10 protein-coding genes and 2 pseudogenes are annotated in these 15103 nt (G+C 67.6%); 3 read left to right on the forward strand and 9 right to left on the reverse strand.

Features of this window, described 5'->3' with window-relative positions:
• Positions 1 to 34 precede the first annotated feature (34 nt).
• Positions 35 to 1765: an oxalyl-CoA decarboxylase gene (gene oxc, locus ACTWQN_RS17890; RefSeq protein WP_443204627.1), complete on the forward strand. Its 1731-nt coding sequence runs from the start codon at positions 35 to 37 to the stop codon at positions 1763 to 1765.
• Positions 1766 to 1933: 168 nt separating this feature from the next.
• Here the strand turns inward: oxc and ACTWQN_RS17895 are convergent, their stop codons facing one another.
• The 4 genes from ACTWQN_RS17895 to ACTWQN_RS17910 all read right to left on the reverse strand — a co-directional run bounded on the left by ACTWQN_RS17895 (position 1934) and on the right by ACTWQN_RS17910 (position 6782).
• Positions 1934 to 2914, reverse strand: a complete 981-nt coding sequence (locus ACTWQN_RS17895; protein ID WP_443204628.1) for an aldo/keto reductase — start codon at positions 2912 to 2914, stop codon at positions 1934 to 1936.
• Positions 2915 to 3159: 245 nt separating this feature from the next.
• Positions 3160 to 4770 carry an ABC transporter substrate-binding protein gene (locus ACTWQN_RS17900; RefSeq protein WP_443204629.1) on the reverse strand — a complete coding sequence of 537 codons (1611 nt, stop codon included), beginning with the start codon at positions 4768 to 4770 and terminating at the stop codon, positions 3160 to 3162.
• A gap of 115 nt (positions 4771 to 4885) precedes the next feature.
• Entirely contained in the window at positions 4886 to 5407 is a 522-nt protein-coding gene (locus ACTWQN_RS17905) for a VOC family protein (RefSeq protein ID WP_443204630.1), read from the reverse strand.
• 4 nt (positions 5408 to 5411) lie between these two features.
• The gene (locus ACTWQN_RS17910; protein ID WP_443204631.1) at positions 5412 to 6782 is read right to left on the reverse strand and encodes a Rieske 2Fe-2S domain-containing protein; all 1371 of its coding nucleotides are present in this window, start codon (positions 6780 to 6782) and stop codon (positions 5412 to 5414) included.
• Positions 6783 to 7472: 690 nt separating this feature from the next.
• Here ACTWQN_RS17910 and ACTWQN_RS17915 point away from each other — a divergent pair.
• Positions 7473 to 7565, forward strand: a pseudogene (locus ACTWQN_RS17915) (DUF1275 family protein); the annotation flags it as partial.
• A gap of 16 nt (positions 7566 to 7581) precedes the next feature.
• Positions 7582 to 7746, forward strand: a complete 165-nt coding sequence (locus ACTWQN_RS17920) for a hypothetical protein (RefSeq protein ID WP_443204739.1) — start codon at positions 7582 to 7584, stop codon at positions 7744 to 7746.
• 32 nt (positions 7747 to 7778) lie between these two features.
• On the opposite strand, the pseudogene ACTWQN_RS17925 reads toward ACTWQN_RS17920, so the two are convergent.
• From ACTWQN_RS17925 to ACTWQN_RS17945, 5 genes and pseudogenes are all read right to left on the reverse strand, one after another.
• A pseudogene (locus ACTWQN_RS17925) lies at positions 7779 to 10007 on the reverse strand (FdhF/YdeP family oxidoreductase); the annotation flags it as partial.
• A gap of 367 nt (positions 10008 to 10374) precedes the next feature.
• On the reverse strand, positions 10375 to 11220 hold the full coding sequence (locus ACTWQN_RS17930) for a cytochrome d ubiquinol oxidase subunit II (protein WP_443204632.1): 846 nt from the start codon (positions 11218 to 11220) through the stop codon (positions 10375 to 10377).
• 178 nt (positions 11221 to 11398) lie between these two features.
• A complete protein-coding gene (locus ACTWQN_RS17935) occupies positions 11399 to 12319 on the reverse strand; it encodes a 2-dehydropantoate 2-reductase (RefSeq protein WP_443204633.1) in 921 nt (306 codons plus the stop codon).
• A gap of 139 nt (positions 12320 to 12458) precedes the next feature.
• The gene (locus ACTWQN_RS17940) at positions 12459 to 12980 is read right to left on the reverse strand and encodes a PLP-dependent cysteine synthase family protein (RefSeq protein ID WP_443204736.1); all 522 of its coding nucleotides are present in this window, start codon (positions 12978 to 12980) and stop codon (positions 12459 to 12461) included.
• Between the two features lie 980 nt (positions 12981 to 13960).
• Complete coding sequence (locus ACTWQN_RS17945) at positions 13961 to 15031, reverse strand: LLM class flavin-dependent oxidoreductase (protein ID WP_443204634.1); 1071 nt, start codon at positions 15029 to 15031, stop codon at positions 13961 to 13963.
• Positions 15032 to 15103: the final 72 nt, after the last annotated feature.

The following is a 15103-nucleotide window of genomic DNA, read 5'->3' on the forward strand; positions in this document are numbered from 1 at the left end:
AACGGACGAACGGCCCCTAGGGAGGATCCGGACCATGACGGACGCTGTCGCGCAGGCCACGGAAGCGGAGGGTGGCGACACGGCTGCCCTGACGGACGGGATCCACCTGGTCGTCGACGCGCTGAAGTTGAACAGGGTCGAGACGATCTACGGTGTCGTCGGCATCCCCATCACTGACCTGGCGCGCCTGGCACAGGCCTCCGGGATCCGCTACATCGGGTTCCGGCACGAGAGCGACGCGGCGCATGCGGCCGCGGCGGCCGGGTTCCTGACTCAGAAGGCGGGGATCTGCCTGACGGTCTCCGCGCCGGGCTTCCTCAACGGCCTGGTCGGACTGGCGAACGCCACCACCAACTGCTTCCCGATGGTGCAGATCTCCGGCTCAAGCGAGCGGCACATCGTGGACCTGCAGCGCGGTGACTACGAGGAGATGGACCAGCTGGCGGTCGCCAAGCAGCTCTGCAAGGCGGCGTACCGGGTGTCGCGGGCGGAGGACATCGGGCGGGGCATCGCGCGGGCGATCCGTACCGCGGTGAGCGGCCGGCCGGGCGGGGTGTACCTGGACATCCCGGCGGCGGTGCTGGGCGAAATCCTCGACAAGGAGAAGGGCGAGAAGTCCCTGTGGGAGGTCGTGGATCCGGCGCCGAAGCAGATACCCGAGTCGGCGGCCCTGGACCGGGCGATCGAGCTGCTGGCCAGCGCGGAGCGACCGCTGATCGTGCTCGGGAAGGGCGCGGCGTACGCGCGGGCCGATGAGGCGATCCGGCAGTTCGTGGAGTCGAGCGGGATTCCATACGTCCCCATGTCGATGGCCAAGGGGCTGCTGCCGGACGACCACCCGCAGTCGGCGGCGACCGCGCGGTCGCTGGCACTGAAGCAGGCGGACGTCGTGCTGCTGGTCGGGGCGCGGTTGAACTGGCTGCTGGGGCACGGGGATGCGCCGCAGTGGAACCCGGACGCGAAGTTCATCCAGGTCGACATCGCGGCGAACGAGATGGACTCCAACCAGCCGATCGCCGCCCCGCTGGTCGGCGACATCGGCTCGGTGATGGACGCGCTGGTGGAGCGGGCGAAACCCGGGCAGATCGCGGCGCCTTCCGCGTGGCGGGAGCAGCTGGGCGAGAAGTCCGCGGCGAACGTGGCGAAGATGGCCAAGCGGCTGGAGGCGGCGAAGACCGCGCAGCCGATGAAGTTCCTGGGCGCACTCCTAGCCATCCGCGACGTGATCGCCGAACACCCGGAGGCGTACGTCGTCAACGAGGGCGCCAACGCCCTTGACTTGGCCCGCAATACGATCCCGATGACCGTGCCGCGGCACCGGCTGGACTCCGGTACGTGGGGCGTGATGGGCATCGGCATGGGCTACGCCATCGCGGCCGCGGTCGAGACGGGGCAGCCGGTGATCGCCATCGAGGGCGATTCGGCGTTCGGCTTCTCCGGCATGGAGGCCGAGGTCATCGCCCGCTACGACCTGCCGGTGATCACGCTGGTGCTCAACAACAGCGGCGTATACCGCGGTGACGAGACCTCCCCGTCGGGCGACCCAGCGCCTACGTACCTGCGGGCGCGGCACGAAGTCATCATGCAGGCGTTCGGCGGTACGGGATACCAGGCCACGACCCCCGACCAGGTCGGCGAGATGCTGCGGAAGGCCCTCGCGGAGGGCAAGCCGGCGCTGATCGACTGCATCATCGACCCGGCGGACGGCACCGAGTCCGGCAACATCAAGCACCTCAACCCGAAGGGCCTCACCGCGAAGAAGTGAGCCCTGCCCGACCAGCGGCACCCGGGGGGCTGTCGGCTCCCGGGTGCCGCTGATCAGGCTCTCGCCGCGTCTGTCCCATCAGGACGTCCCAGGTGGACCCCTGCGGGACAGGCGGGACGACGAAAAGCCTCCTGCCTCAACCGATTTCGGCAAGCAGAAGGCGTGTAGTCAGCTGTGACCGGCGATCGGCTTGGGCTGGTAGAGCTCTTCGAGGGAGGCCAGCTCGTCGTCGGAGAGCGTGACGTCGACGGCGGCGACGGCGTCCTTGATGTGCCCGAGCTTGGTCGCGCCGACGATCGGTGCCGTCACGGTCGGCTGGTGCAGCAGCCAGGCGAGCGCGATCTGCGCGGCTGCGACGCCATGCTTCTCGGCGACCTGCGCCACGCGGTCGACGATGGTGAAGTCGTTGTCGTCGTACAACGTGTCGCCGAACGAGTCGCTGCGGGCCCGAAGGGTCCGCTTCTCGCCGCCCCGGCCGCGGCTGCCGGTGAGCAACCCGCGGGCGAGCGGGCTCCACGGGATCACGCCGACACCCAGGTCCTGGCAGAGCGGCAGCATCTCCCGCTCCTCCTCGCGGTAGACCAGGTTGTAGTGGTTCTGCATGGACACGAACCTGGTCCACCCATGGGTCGAGGCGGTGTACTGCGCCTTGCTGAACTGCCAGGCGTACATGCTGGACGCGCCGATGTAGCGAGCCTTCCCGGCACGTACGACGTCGTGCAGCGCCTCCATCGTCTCCTCGACCGGCGTCTGCGGGTCGAAGCGATGGATCTGGTACAGGTCGACGTGGTCGGTCCCGAGCCGACGCAGGGAGGCGTCGATCGCGTCCATGATGTGGGCGCGGGACAGCCCGCGGTCGTTCGGGCCGTCACCCATGGCACCGTGCACCTTGGTGGCGAGCACGTAGTCCTCGCGGCGGGTGAAGAAGCGGCTGAGCAGCCGACCGGTGATCTCCTCACTCCGGCCGAGGGAATACACGTCCGCGGTGTCGTAGAACGTGATCCCCGCCTCGGCCGCGGCACGGACGAACGGCTCGGCGGCGTCCTCGTCGAGCGACCACTCGCGAAGCTTCGGGTCGCCGTAGCTCATCATTCCCAGGCACATCCTGGACACCTTCAGCCCGGTGCCACCCAACCGCACGTACTCCATTGCGAACCTCCGGTCATCCTTCGATCGCGGACGTCGTCGGCGCTAGCCGCTCGTTTCCAGATCGTACGAGGCGGCGGGGGATGCGGTCGCCGCCGGTCGTCGCCGCACGCGAGAATCAACATCCCTGCGGGGCAAAGAACTCCAGGAACAGCGCGTTTCCAGGTAGTTGTTCGCCTCGGGCCACACGGTCCTCTTGAGGGCTCGCTGGAGCCAGCGATTGCAGGTAGGTCATGTCAGCAGTTCCCTCATCGGTTGAGCCAGGTCGTCGCGAAGAACATGTCGCGGGATATGTAGCGGTCAACGCCCTTGACTTCGGGCCTGGTGATGGTGGACAGGTTGCTGCGACTGAAGTATGCGAACACGAGCTCCTGTCCGGTGAGCTGCTCGACCTGCTGATAGGCCCGTTTGTGCACGGACGGGTCCATGGTGCCCGCAGCCTCGTCCAGCAGTGCGTCGACCTGAGGATTCGAGTACTTGCCGAAGTTGTTGGGCGCTCCGGTGTGCAGTAGACGCCAAACAGATGGGTACGGGGTATCGATTGTCCCCACATAGGTCGTGGCCTGGAAGTCGCCGCTCTGCACGACTTGGGAGGAGAACTGCGCGAGGTCGTAGTACTGCAGGTCGACGCGGATACCGACCGCGGCCATCTGGGCCTGCAGGAACTCGCCGAACTTCACCCGGTTCGGCGCGTTCGACGTCTTGAAGCTGAAGTTCGGGTTCCCGCCGCTTGCCGTGTATTCCTGGATCAGCTGCTTGGACTTCTCCGGATCGAACTTCGGCCACGCGTCCGACGCCGCCTGCGTGTGGTACGGGCTATCCGTGTTGAACAGGCTGTCCGCCGGGACGAGCCTGCCGTTGTACAGACTCGCACCCAACGCGGGAATATTCATCGCTCGGATGACTGCCTCACGCATTCGGCGATCGTTGAACGGTGGCCGGTTGAAGTTGTAGAGCAGGTATTCACCGAGATCGCCAGGCCCGTAGTAGACCTTCAACTTCTGGTCGCGCATGGCGCGGATCAGCTCATCGTTGTAACCACCGAAAATCAGGTCGACGTCACCGTTGTGCATCGACGCGTACCGCGTCTCGGTGTCCGGCAACGGCCGGAACTCCAAATTATCCAGATATGGCTTGCCCTGCTGCCAATAGTTCTGATTTCTCGCCAGGACCAGCTTCGAATCCCGCTGCCAACTGACGAAAGTAAACGGACCAGCACCGACCGGATTGCTCGATATTTGATTGCCAAACTCTTGCAATGCCGCAGGAGAAACGATCAACCCGAGGTTGCCGGCGAACTGGGACTGGGCGAAGAGCGCGGGAAACGCTCCCAACGGAGTTTTGAGCTCGAACTCCACGGTCAACGGGTCGACCGCGCGCATGGACGCGATCTCTCGGGCGGAGGTGTACGCGGGTGAGGAGGCCTTGTCGATGTGTCGTTGCACGTTGATGATCACGGCATCCGCGTTCAGGTCGGTGCCGTCGGAGAACTTCACCCCGGGCCGCAAGCCCAGCCGCCAGGTCTTCCCGTTATCGGGGCTGTCCATTGACCGGGCCAGATACGGTTCAAAGGACCCGCTGGGCGTCTGCTTCAGCAGCGAGTCGTAGACGGCCAGAGCGGCCGGGTTCGTGTTCTGGGTGGTCGGATCGAAGCTGATGATCTCGCGGTCCATCCCCATCACCAGCGTCCCACCGGGTTTCGGCGTGCCCTCGGCGGCGGGGTTGCCGCCATAGGGATCCATCGGCGCCAGCGGCGCCGTGTCGTTGGACCTGCGGTCTGCGGCGCCGCAAGAGGCCACCAGGACAAGGCTGAGTACGGCCGTCAGCGCACCGACCGCCCGTAGCAGAGGGCGTATCACCGTTGATACCTCACCGTCTTGAGGACAACGCGGAAAACCGCAGGAAGTCACGGATGGCCGACCTTGGCGAGTGCATGGGCTCGTGCCAATGAGCCGTGCGCGACGAACTGCCGAGTTAGAGTCCGGTAACCGGTGTGGAGACGCCGATCCCGCCGCGGGTGTCGGCGCCATAGCGGGCCTTCTCCTTCGTGATGTCGAGCGGGGTGCCCCGCCGGGAGCGCTGCGCGAAGGCCTCGTCGTCGAGCAGGTCGGCGGGCACCAGCCAGGCCACCTCGAACTCCAGCCCGTCCGGGTCGCGGGCGTAGATGCTCTTGGACGTGCCGTGGTCGGTGGCGCCGACGTACGCGCCGACCTCGACCAGCCGCTGCGCCGTCTGCTCCAGCTCGTCGAGCGTGCCGATCTCCCAGCCGAGGTGGTAGAGCCCGACATGGCCGCGACCTGCCGGGTTGTCCGCCGCCGCGCCGATTGCGAACAGGCCGATGTCATGGTCATTGGTCGAGTCGGGGGCCTGGAGGAACGCGGCCGTGCCGGGGCGTTGCATCTGCACCCGGAACCCGAGGATGTCGCGGTAGAACGCGACGCTGCGGTCGACGTCGCGCACGTACACGACGGCGTGGTTGAGCCGATGGATACCCATGCGGTCAGCCGCCCGCCGAGGGCAGGCGGTGGCGCAGTGCCTCTTCGGCCTCCCGTACACCGGGGTCGTCGTCGGTGCCCAGCATCCGCCAGTCCTCGCCCTCCTCCAGTGTCTTGTCGGCGGCGCGGATGCGACGGAAGTCGGCGTCCGGCCCGGCAAGCGCGGGCAGCGGCGCGGCCGGGTCGTCGGCGAATTTCTTCGCAGTGCGGACAATCAGCTGGCGCATGCGGATGATGGCCTTGTCGATGGCGCCAAGGTGCTCCTGCGACCGGTCGTAGATCGGGCCCATCGACTCGGTGACCATCAGGTCCTGGCTCACGAAGTCGGCGATGCCGCTGAACGTGGTGGTCCGCTGCTGCTCGCGGTCGATGAGGTAGTCGTTCTCCGCGACGTGGGTGCGGGCGATCTCGCCGTTCGTCCTCAGCGCCTGCCCGGCGCTGTACGGGTCGATGGTCCCGAACAGCGGCTCGCCGCCGTGGCCCGCGGGGTTGGACGGGATCGACACGTTGAAGTTGACGCGCCAGCAGTTGTCGTCGTCGATCGGTATGACCATGAGTTGGCGGGTGCTGAACGGGACCGCCGGGACGATCGTGCTGTACGGGAAGATGTACTGGGTGACCCGCACGTTGGTGTGACCGTTGGGCGTGTTCCGGATGCCTGCGTACTTGAAGCCGTACCAGGTGTTGGCGACCTCGATCCCCGGCGCGCGGTCGTGCATCCAGAACTTCCAGGTCAGGACATTCGACGGGTAGCCGGGCTTGTCGCTGCCGTCGTCCTGGATCTCGTTGGCGCCCGGCCAGGAGTGCAGCCAGGAGATGTGCGCGGTGTCGAAGTTGCCCTCCATCGTCTGGACCCAGTTGCAGTACGACCGCGTCTTGGAGGCGAGCTGGTACTCCACCGGCAGCGTCTCGGTGCCGAAGTCCCGGAACGGCGTCATCGTCTCCGGCGGGCCCATGTAGGTCCACACGATCCCGCCGGACTCGTGCGTCGGGTAGGCCGTGGCCCGCACCCGCTCCTTGAAGGTGCTCGCGGGCGGCTCCGACGGCATGTCCACGCACCGGCCGTCCACATCGAACTGCCAGCCGTGGTAGAGGCAGCGCAACCCGCAGGTGCCGTCCGGGCCGTCCTCGTTGCGGCCGAAGAACATCGACGCGCCGCGGTGCGGGCAGTTCTCCTGGATCAGCCCGACACGCCCCTGCGTGTCGCGGAACGCAACGAGGTCCTCCCCCAGCAGCCGGACCCGCACCGGGACCCCGCCCGGCTCGGTCACCTCGCGCGAGAGGAGGGCAGGCGTCCAATAACGGCGAAGAACCTCTCCGGTGGGCGTGCCGGGACCCACGCGGGTCAGAATCTCGTTGTCCTGTGCTGACAGCATCGTCGTCCTCTTTCCGGCGCTCGTGGTACCCGGACCTCAGTCGTCGGTGGCAGGAGTTGTCGCTGGCGCTGGCGTTCGAGGTGGCGGACATGGCACGCGGCGAAGCCAGCAGCGCAGGTTCGCTGATCGCGAGGGCGCGCACCGTCCACATCGGATGATCGGCTTAGTTGATAAAGCAACCCGGCGGGACCATATGGCCTCCGTCACGTCTGATCATCGTGCACGAGGCTAGACCGGGTTGGATTCAATGTCTAGAGTACGCAACCTGATTCCCACGAGAAGACCGAATGAGCAGCCTGGGGACGTACTTCTGGAAGCCGCGGAGTGGACATCGGCGTGGTAATCAGACACCGGTCGTCCCGGTCCCGGCAGAGTCAGCAGTTGACGTTCTCGTTGATCGCGTTCGCCACTGCGGGACCCGGCCTCTTCTAGACCCCGCCCACTGATTCCCAGCGGCACGACGCCGCACTCTCGCGGTGCGCCCCAGCAGCACTGCCGACGGTGGTTGGGAAAGCGCTTCCGACTCGCAGCCTGCGACCTGCGCGACATTCCGCGACCCTGGGGTTTCGAGTTCGCCTGCAGGTGACCACGGGCCTGCTGATGGGAAGGATGCCTTGGTAGGTGGCGACTGATCGGCAGCACGGTTCCGGGGACCCTGCCCGGTCTGCACGTGCGACGGTGGTGGCGGTCATGCTCTCGCTGGCTGCGGGGATGACCGATGCGTTGTGCTTGCTGGTTCTCGGTGGCGTGTTCGCCAGCATTATCACGGGGAACCTCGTGGCCACGGCGCATCGATCGGGTGCAGATCCTCGCCTTCTGCGGTTTGGTGGTCGGCGCGGCCGTCGAGGCGGTGCTCATCCGGTATCTGCCGTGGATCGGGCCGCTGCCCGCCGCCGTGCTGGCCGCAGCGGCGGCGGTGCTTGCGCATCCGCGACACCGCGGCGCAAGCCGACCACGCGCATGATCGACGGGATCGGACGGCGCGGCCCGTCGCTGCTATCCGCCCGCCACGGCCCGGTCGACGGGACTGACCTCGACGATGAGGTGCTTGGTGACCGGTTGCTCGCTTTGCGTGCTGTAGTCGGCGATACCGCAGAGAGCGTTGAGCTCCGGCATGTAGCCGGCCACGCAGCCGGCCGGTATGTCGTAACGGATGGCGCGGTAGCCGTGCACGGTCCGCTGCGTTCCGTCCTTGGCGAAGCTGGTGATGTCGACTAGGTCGAACTCGTCGAGTCCGCGGTCGCTCATGTCGGCCTGGTTCATGAACACGACGGTGCGCACGCCCTTGAGCCCGCGGTAGCGGTCGTCGTTGGAGTAGATGGTGGTGTTGAACTGGTCGTGCGACCGGATCGTGGTCAGTATCAGCCGACCGGCGCCTGGGTCGGGTTCCTCGGGTAGTGGCGCTGGGGAGAACTCCGCGTGGCCGGAGGGAGTTTTGAAGATGCGCTCCCGGGCTGGCTGTGCGATGCGGAAGCCGTGCGGGTGCCGGGCACGGGCGTTGTAGTCGTCGAACCCGTCCAGCACGCGGGCCATCGTGTCGCGGATGCGGTCGTAGTCGTCGGTGTAGTCCTGCCAGGGCGTGCGGCTGTCGCGCAGGGTGGCCTGGGCCAGTCCGGCGAGGATGGCGCACTCGGAGCGGAGCTGGGGCGAGGCCGGCTGTTTGATCCCGTAGGACATGTGCACCATCGACATCGAGTCCTCGACGGTGACTCCCTGGACGCCGCTGGCTTGGTGGTCCTCATCGGTGCGGGCCAGGCACGGCAGGATGACCGCACGCTTGCCGTGCGTGAGGTGGCTGCGGTTGAGCTTGGTGCTGACCTGGACGGTCAGCGCGCAGTTCTGCAATGCCGCGGCGGTGTAGGCCAGGTCGGGTGCGGCGAGCGCGAAGTTGCCGCCCAAGGCGACGAACACCTTGACCTCGCCGCGGTGCATCGCCTCGATCGTGGCGACGGTGCCCAACCCGTGCTGGCGTGGCGGGTCGATTCCGCAGACCTCGGCGAGCCGGTCCAGGAACGGTTGGTCGGGCCGGTGGTTGACACCGCAGGTGCGGTTCCCCTGCACGTTGCTGTGCCCGCGGACCGGGCACGGCCCCGCGCCCTCGCGGCCCACGTTGCCGCGCAACAGCAGCACGTTGACGACCTCGCGCACCGTGTCGACGCCGTGCTCGTGCTGCGTGATGCCCAGGCACCAGGCGATGATCACCCGCTGGGACCCGAGGTAGGACTCGGCGAGTCGGCGGATCGCGGATTCCTCGACGCCACTGGCCCGCACCAGCTCACTCCAGGCAGTGGCCTGGACGAGCCTGCGATATTCGTCGAGGCCGGTGGTGTGCCGCTGGAGGAATTCCCGATCGAGCACGTCCGGATCGTTTTCCGCCGCCTCGAACACGGCCTTGGCGACCCCGCGCAGCAGCGCCATGTCGCCGCCGATGCGGACCTGGACCTGCATCGTGCCGATCCGGGTGGTGTGGAACGTGGCCATGTCCGCGAACTCGTGCGGAACGATCGTGCGCCGCGACGCCGCTTCGATCAGCGGATTGATGTGCACCAGTTGCGCGCCTCGACGGTCCGCCTCGGCCAGCCAGGTGAGCATTCGCGGCGCGTTCGAGGCGGCGTTGTCGCCCATCACCCAGATCGCGTCCGCCTTCTCCCAATCGAGCAGATCGACCGTGCCTTTGCCGGTACCGATCGCTGCCTGCATCGCACGGCCGCTCGCCTCGTGGCACATGTTCGAGCAGTCCGGCAGGTTGTTGGTGCCGAACTCGCGCACCCACAGCTGGTACAGGAACGTGGCCTCGTTGCTGAGTCGCCCCGATGTGTAGAACGACGCCTGGTGCGGGCTGTCCAGTCCGCGCAGGGCGGCACCAACCATGGCGAAGGCATCGTCCCAAGCGATCGGCTCGTACTTGTCGGTCGTCGGGTTGTAGCTCAGCGGCTCGGCCAGGCGCCCCACCGCTTCCAACTCGTAGTCGGTCCACCCGCTCAGCTCGGTCACGGTATGCGCGGCGAAGAACTCCCGATCCGCCCTCGCCGGTGCGAGCTCCCATGTGGCGTGCTTGACGCCGTTCTCGCAGATGTCCAGGCGCAAACCGGCCGGGTCATCCGGCCACGCACAGCCCGGGCAGTCGAACCCGCCGTCCTCGTGGTTCATCACGAACAAAGCGCGGACGCCCTGCACCGGCTCGCCCGCCCTTTCGAGCACATGCGCGACGCTGCGCGCCGCACCCCACCCCGCAGCTGGGTGGTGGTAGTCGTGACGGGAATAGTCACCGGTGGGTACCGGCCCCCGTCCAAGCGCAGGAGCACCGGGCACGGCACCCAACATGCGCTGATCCGCATCCTGTCGCTGGTCTGGCGATGATGACATGACCCGTCTCCCCAAGCGCTCGACGAAGGACCGTCCTGATGGCTGCACGGCGCGGCGAGCACCCGGCCTGTTCAAGGCCGCTTACCCGTCACCTCAAAACTAAGGCGGATCCAACGGCCTCGCGCGGCCCAGCGCCCCAGCGGCGTCCGGTCGTTCGGGACTTTCGCGGCAACAGACGACGACGGCGAACACGGCCGCCCGAAGAGGTGTCGGATACCTCGGGCGTTCACGGGTCCGTCGGTGGGGCCGTGGTGGCGAGCGCGAAGGTGGATACGGCGCACGCGCACAGGCAGACGACGCCGACAGCCAGTGCCCAGGCGGGCTCGGCGAAAACGGTGCGGCCCACGCCCGCCACCAGGAAGATGACGGCCAATGCGCTGCTCACCACTGGTCGAGGCCGGGACGCGCTGATGCGCACTCGGCGGGCCGGCTCCGTGCCCCGCAGACCCGTGTCCAGTCGGCCGCGCAGCAGCAACCCGAACAGCAGGATCAGGGATGGAATGACCACAGCCGCACCGACGGCCATACCGATGATGACGGCCAGCAGCGTCCGATGCCCGGCCGCGGCCTGACCAACCGTCAGACCGGGCAGGAAGGTGGGCTGCTGTGCGACGGCCCAGCCGGCCACGATCGCGACCACGGCGAGCGCGGCCGACGCCCGTGCCAGGCCGAAACGGCGACGCCAGACCAGTGCCAGTGTCACCAGTCCTCCGGCGGCGGAGATACCGACGGCCACCAGCCCACCGGTGCTGACCAGACCGTTCCACAACCCGGGTGCGTCCTGCCGCACGACGGCGAGGGCCGCGACAGCGAGCACTCCGGCCACCGCCCCCGTTCGCAGCCCGCGCAGCCGGTAGATCCGTGCCAGGTCCGGATCGGTCCGACGCCGAGCATCCGCGGCCAGGTACACCGCCGCCAGGTAGCTGGACGTGGCCACCGCTACGGCGATGGCCGCGGTCAGTACGCCTGGCGATCCGATGATCAGCGCTTCCGCCTCGACGCAACCGACGATCCGGCACAGGCCGGAGGATACGACGCTGTTCTCGCTCGGTATGACTACTTCAACGACCATGAAGCATTGGTCTACAACGGGACCGTACGTCGTTACAGCGAAACCTCGGCAGCTCCAGTCGCGTGGGGTGCGTTGACCGCGGCCGAGGAGGGCCCGTCCCGTGTCCGAAATTCCCGAAGCTGTCCCGAAGTGCAACGTGACTGGCGAGTGGGGCGGGCCGTCAGTGCCGGGGTGGTGGTCATCGTCGGCCGTCGGCGTGGACGGCGAGCAGGCTGGCGATCGCGTGGTTGGCGGGCGTGGGGATGCCGAGTGCGTGTCCGCGGTCGACGACGTCGCCGCTGAGCCACCGGATTTCAAGCCGGTTGCCGCGTTCCAGGTCGTGGTGCATCGACGAGGTCATCGTGTCGGGCACGCTGTCGATGAAGGTGAGCCGGTTGTCGGCGTAGTTCTTCGGCAGTGGCACGCCCTGTGCGCGGGCGACCTGGACGACCTCGTCCATCACGTCGTGCAGGAAGGCCCGAGATTCCGCGTGGTCGCGGATCGGGCCGATTGGCGTGCGGGCCAGGCAGGTGGTGCCGGACAGGCCGACGAGGAAGACGAACTTCTCCCAGATCGCCTGCTCGATGCGGTCGTTGACCTCGACGTCGATGCCGCTGTCCGCGCAGGCAGCGCGAAACTGCTCGACCCGCGGGGACCGGGAGCCGTCGTACTCGCCGAACGTCAGCTTCTGCATGGTGCCCGAGTGCCGGATCACCCCTGGTCGGTCGATGGTGGCCGCGATGTAGCAGACCCCGCCCAGCACGTGTAGCGGGCCGAGCGCCTGGCGGAGGATGTCGTCTTTCACCACGCCGTTCTGGAGGGACACGACCGCGGTCTCCTCACGCAGTAGCGGCCGGATCTGCTCGGCGGCTTCGTGGGTGTCCCACAGCTTCACGCCGAAGAGCACCAGATCCACGGGGTTGAGTTCGCTTGGGTCGTCGGTGGCCACGACCTCGGGCAGGTGCACGTCGCCCAGCGGGCTCTCGACGCGTAGGCCGTCCGTTCGCAGCGCTGCCAGTTGCTTGCCTCGTGCGACGAACGCCACGTCGTGCCCACCGCGCGCGAGACGGGCCCCGAAGTAGCCGCCGACACCGCCCGTGCCCATGACCGCGATTCGCATTTCCGCTCCCGTAGTTGAAAGTCGATGCAACAAGAATGAACTGTTAGATCAGGGCCCGGCGCGTCTGGCACGACGTCGCTCTGGAGCAGGTCACGGCCCTGTCGTCCGAGGAGCGTGCGGTTGGATCCCCTGCTGGCGGTCATGCCCTGAACCCCACTCTTAGGCAACCGCCCGTCCCGACAAAGTCGGCGAAGGCGTCGATCTTACCGCCTGTCTGCTCCCAGATCTCCTGCCCCGTACCCGTGTAGTGGGCGTCAACGTTGCTCCGGTTCTCAAACTGGTCTGAGCGGAACGCGCCGCGTTCTTCGGTAATTTTCTGCGCCTCCAGCTCGACGAGTTCGAGATCGCCTCCCGATATCCGGCCGGGAACCGAGTCGGGCAACTGGTCCACGAGGACCACCTCGGCCCCCAAAGCGCTGATCATCCGCGCGCGCTCGGCAGAGCTGCCCTTTGACAGCACCGCCACGAAGGGATGGCCCGTGACCGCGCAGGCGATTGCGAGTCCCGCACCGGTGTTTCCGCTGGTGAATTCGACCACGGGCTGACCGGGGAGAAGCAGGCCAGCATTCTCGGCGTCCTGCACGATGCACTTGGCCACTCTGTCCTTTTTGGACCCACCGGGGTTGAGGTATTCCAGCTTCGCGAGGAGCGTTCCCTCCAGGCCAGCGGTAAGTGATCGCCTTCAACGGCGGCTACCTGCACCCCTCGCTCCAGCCCGAACAGGGCCTCGGCATCGCCGTCGCCCGCGCCGCTCGCCGTCCCGGCGCGTGGGAGCGGCGCGGTCAGCACGAAACCGATGTCGGGCACCGCGGTGGCCAGCGCGGCGAAGAGCACCACCGGGTCGAACGAGTGCAGCGGCCGCGAGGAGTTGTCCCGCTGCAATGCGGTGTGATCGGACAGGAACACCGCGTCGAACACCCCGGACCGGGCCAGCTCGGCCGCGTGCAGGTAGTGCTCGAAGTCGGCGAACCGGTTCCACCGGGTCCCAGGCCAGGACCAGGACGAACCAACGTAGCCGGTGCTGTTGATGCCGACGTTGAGGTGCAACCGCATGCTCATCTTCCCCTTCTCACCCGCGGGGCGGGCTCAGCCGAACCGCACGGTTCACGCATCCGAGGGCGCAGCGGCACCCGACACCGGACACCGGCGCACCGGGTCGGGCGCGCAGGGTCTTCTCGCGGTATTCGTGGTGGAACAGGTCTCGCCGACGCAGCCGCGGCACCGCATCCTCTTGACTGGACGGATGGTGAGCGCGTTCGACCGCGAAGCGGCCGACGGATCACGTGGCGGCAATCCCCCGAGAATGGTGGGAAATCAGATCACTCGACGACGGCGAACCAGCACGGGTGGCCGGGCCGCTGCGGGCGCCCGGCCTCATGGGGATCAACAGCCGTGCGCTGTCGATCTCACCAGGTCGATGTGCAGCCGTCGCACCAAAGCTGAGTGCCTGCCCATGCCATCAGCATCCGCAGCCGAGCCACCTGCGGTCAACACCCTCCGCCGTTTTCCCATCAGGTGGTCGCACCCGTACGTCCGCCAGCACCGGAATTCCCGGCCGGAGGCCGCCTCCCGCCGTCGGACTCCACAGTGGAGGAAGAGCGCAGCGGCCTCTTGCTCGTCGCGCCGCACGCGGGCTCGCTGTCAGCGCGTCGGGTGCCAGCCGAGTTCCGGGCCGAGCTTGGTGGCGATGTCGGTGAGGATCTGGACGTAGTCCGCGTGATCGAAGGTGAACGGCAGGGGGAACGCGACCTCGGTGACTTCCCGGTACGCGAGGTGGGCGTGGAGCTGTTCGGCGATCTGCGCGGAGGTGCCCAGGAGATCGGGTGCGAACATGATCCGCGCGGGGCCGTGCGGGCTGGTGGTGCGCGGCGTCCGCCGCCGGACGTAGTCCTCGTACTTCGCGCGCTGCTCGGGCGTGGCCGAGTCGGTCGGGATGACGACGAGCCCCTGCGACACCCGAGCGCGGTCGCCGTCCGGGTGGTGCGCGCGGAAGGTCCGGATGTGGGACGACTGGATCTCGGCGAAGTCCTCGGATTCCTCGGCCTTGACGACGCTGCTGGTCAACAAGTTCATGCCGTGCTCGCCGGCCCACCGGGCCGACCGCAGGCTGCCACCGCCGTACCACAGGCGGCTCCCCAAGCCGGGGGAATGCGGCTGGACGCGGTCGGAGAACACCTCGAACCCCTCGGTACCGCTGAACCGCGTCACCGGTTCGCCCCGCACGAACCGCAGCAGTCGCGCCACGCGGTCGTGGCTGAAGTCCTCGAAGTCGGCGGTGTCCGGGTAGAGCGCCTGTTTCACCTCGTCGTAGTGGTTCGGCGGACCGACGCTGATGCCGGGGTTGAGGCGTCCGCCGGAGAGGACGTCCACGGTCGCCAGGTCTTCGGCGAGCCGCAACGGATTCTCCCAGCCCAGTGGGATCACCGCGGTACCCAGTTCGATGCGATCGGTGCGTTGCGACGCCGCGGCGAGCATGGCTACCGGGGACGAGATGCCGTACTGCAGATGGCGGTGCCGCACCCAGGCGCTGTCGAAGCCCAGCTGCTCCCCCAGCTCGATGATCCGCAGGGTCGACTCGTGCCCAGCACGGGGGTCTGCCTCGTCGAACAGCCCGATGGTCAAGAACCCCAGTTTCCGCAACGGTCGCGAGCTAGTCGGCACGGCGTCCTCCAGATTCCCGACGCGCACGGCAGTGCGGCCGACTCCGATCATCTTCCTCAGCGCCGGGCGTGCTCTCGGCGTCCGGCATAGGAGAACACCAAGCCGAATACCGCCATTCCCCGC

Origin of the sequence: Saccharopolyspora antiqui, from assembly GCF_052246905.1 — a bacterium.
Taxonomy (GTDB): Bacteria; Actinomycetota; Actinomycetes; order Mycobacteriales; family Pseudonocardiaceae; genus Saccharopolyspora.

Coding starts and splice junctions, on each gene's coding strand:
- ACTWQN_RS17905 (WP_443204630.1), bottom strand. CDS start 5,407: ATGGGTATCCATCGGCTCAACCACGCCGTCGTGTACGTGCGCGACGTC.
- ACTWQN_RS17930 (WP_443204632.1), bottom strand. CDS start 11,220: ATGGTCGTTGAAGTAGTCATACCGAGCGAGAACAGCGTCGTATCCTCC.
- ACTWQN_RS17945 (WP_443204634.1), bottom strand. CDS start 15,031: ATGATCGGAGTCGGCCGCACTGCCGTGCGCGTCGGGAATCTGGAGGAC.
- ACTWQN_RS17935 (WP_443204633.1), bottom strand. CDS start 12,319: ATGCGAATCGCGGTCATGGGCACGGGCGGTGTCGGCGGCTACTTCGGG.
- ACTWQN_RS17895 (WP_443204628.1), bottom strand. CDS start 2,914: ATGGAGTACGTGCGGTTGGGTGGCACCGGGCTGAAGGTGTCCAGGATG.
- ACTWQN_RS17910 (WP_443204631.1), bottom strand. CDS start 6,782: ATGCTGTCAGCACAGGACAACGAGATTCTGACCCGCGTGGGTCCCGGC.
- oxc (WP_443204627.1), top strand. CDS start 35: ATGACGGACGCTGTCGCGCAGGCCACGGAAGCGGAGGGTGGCGACACG.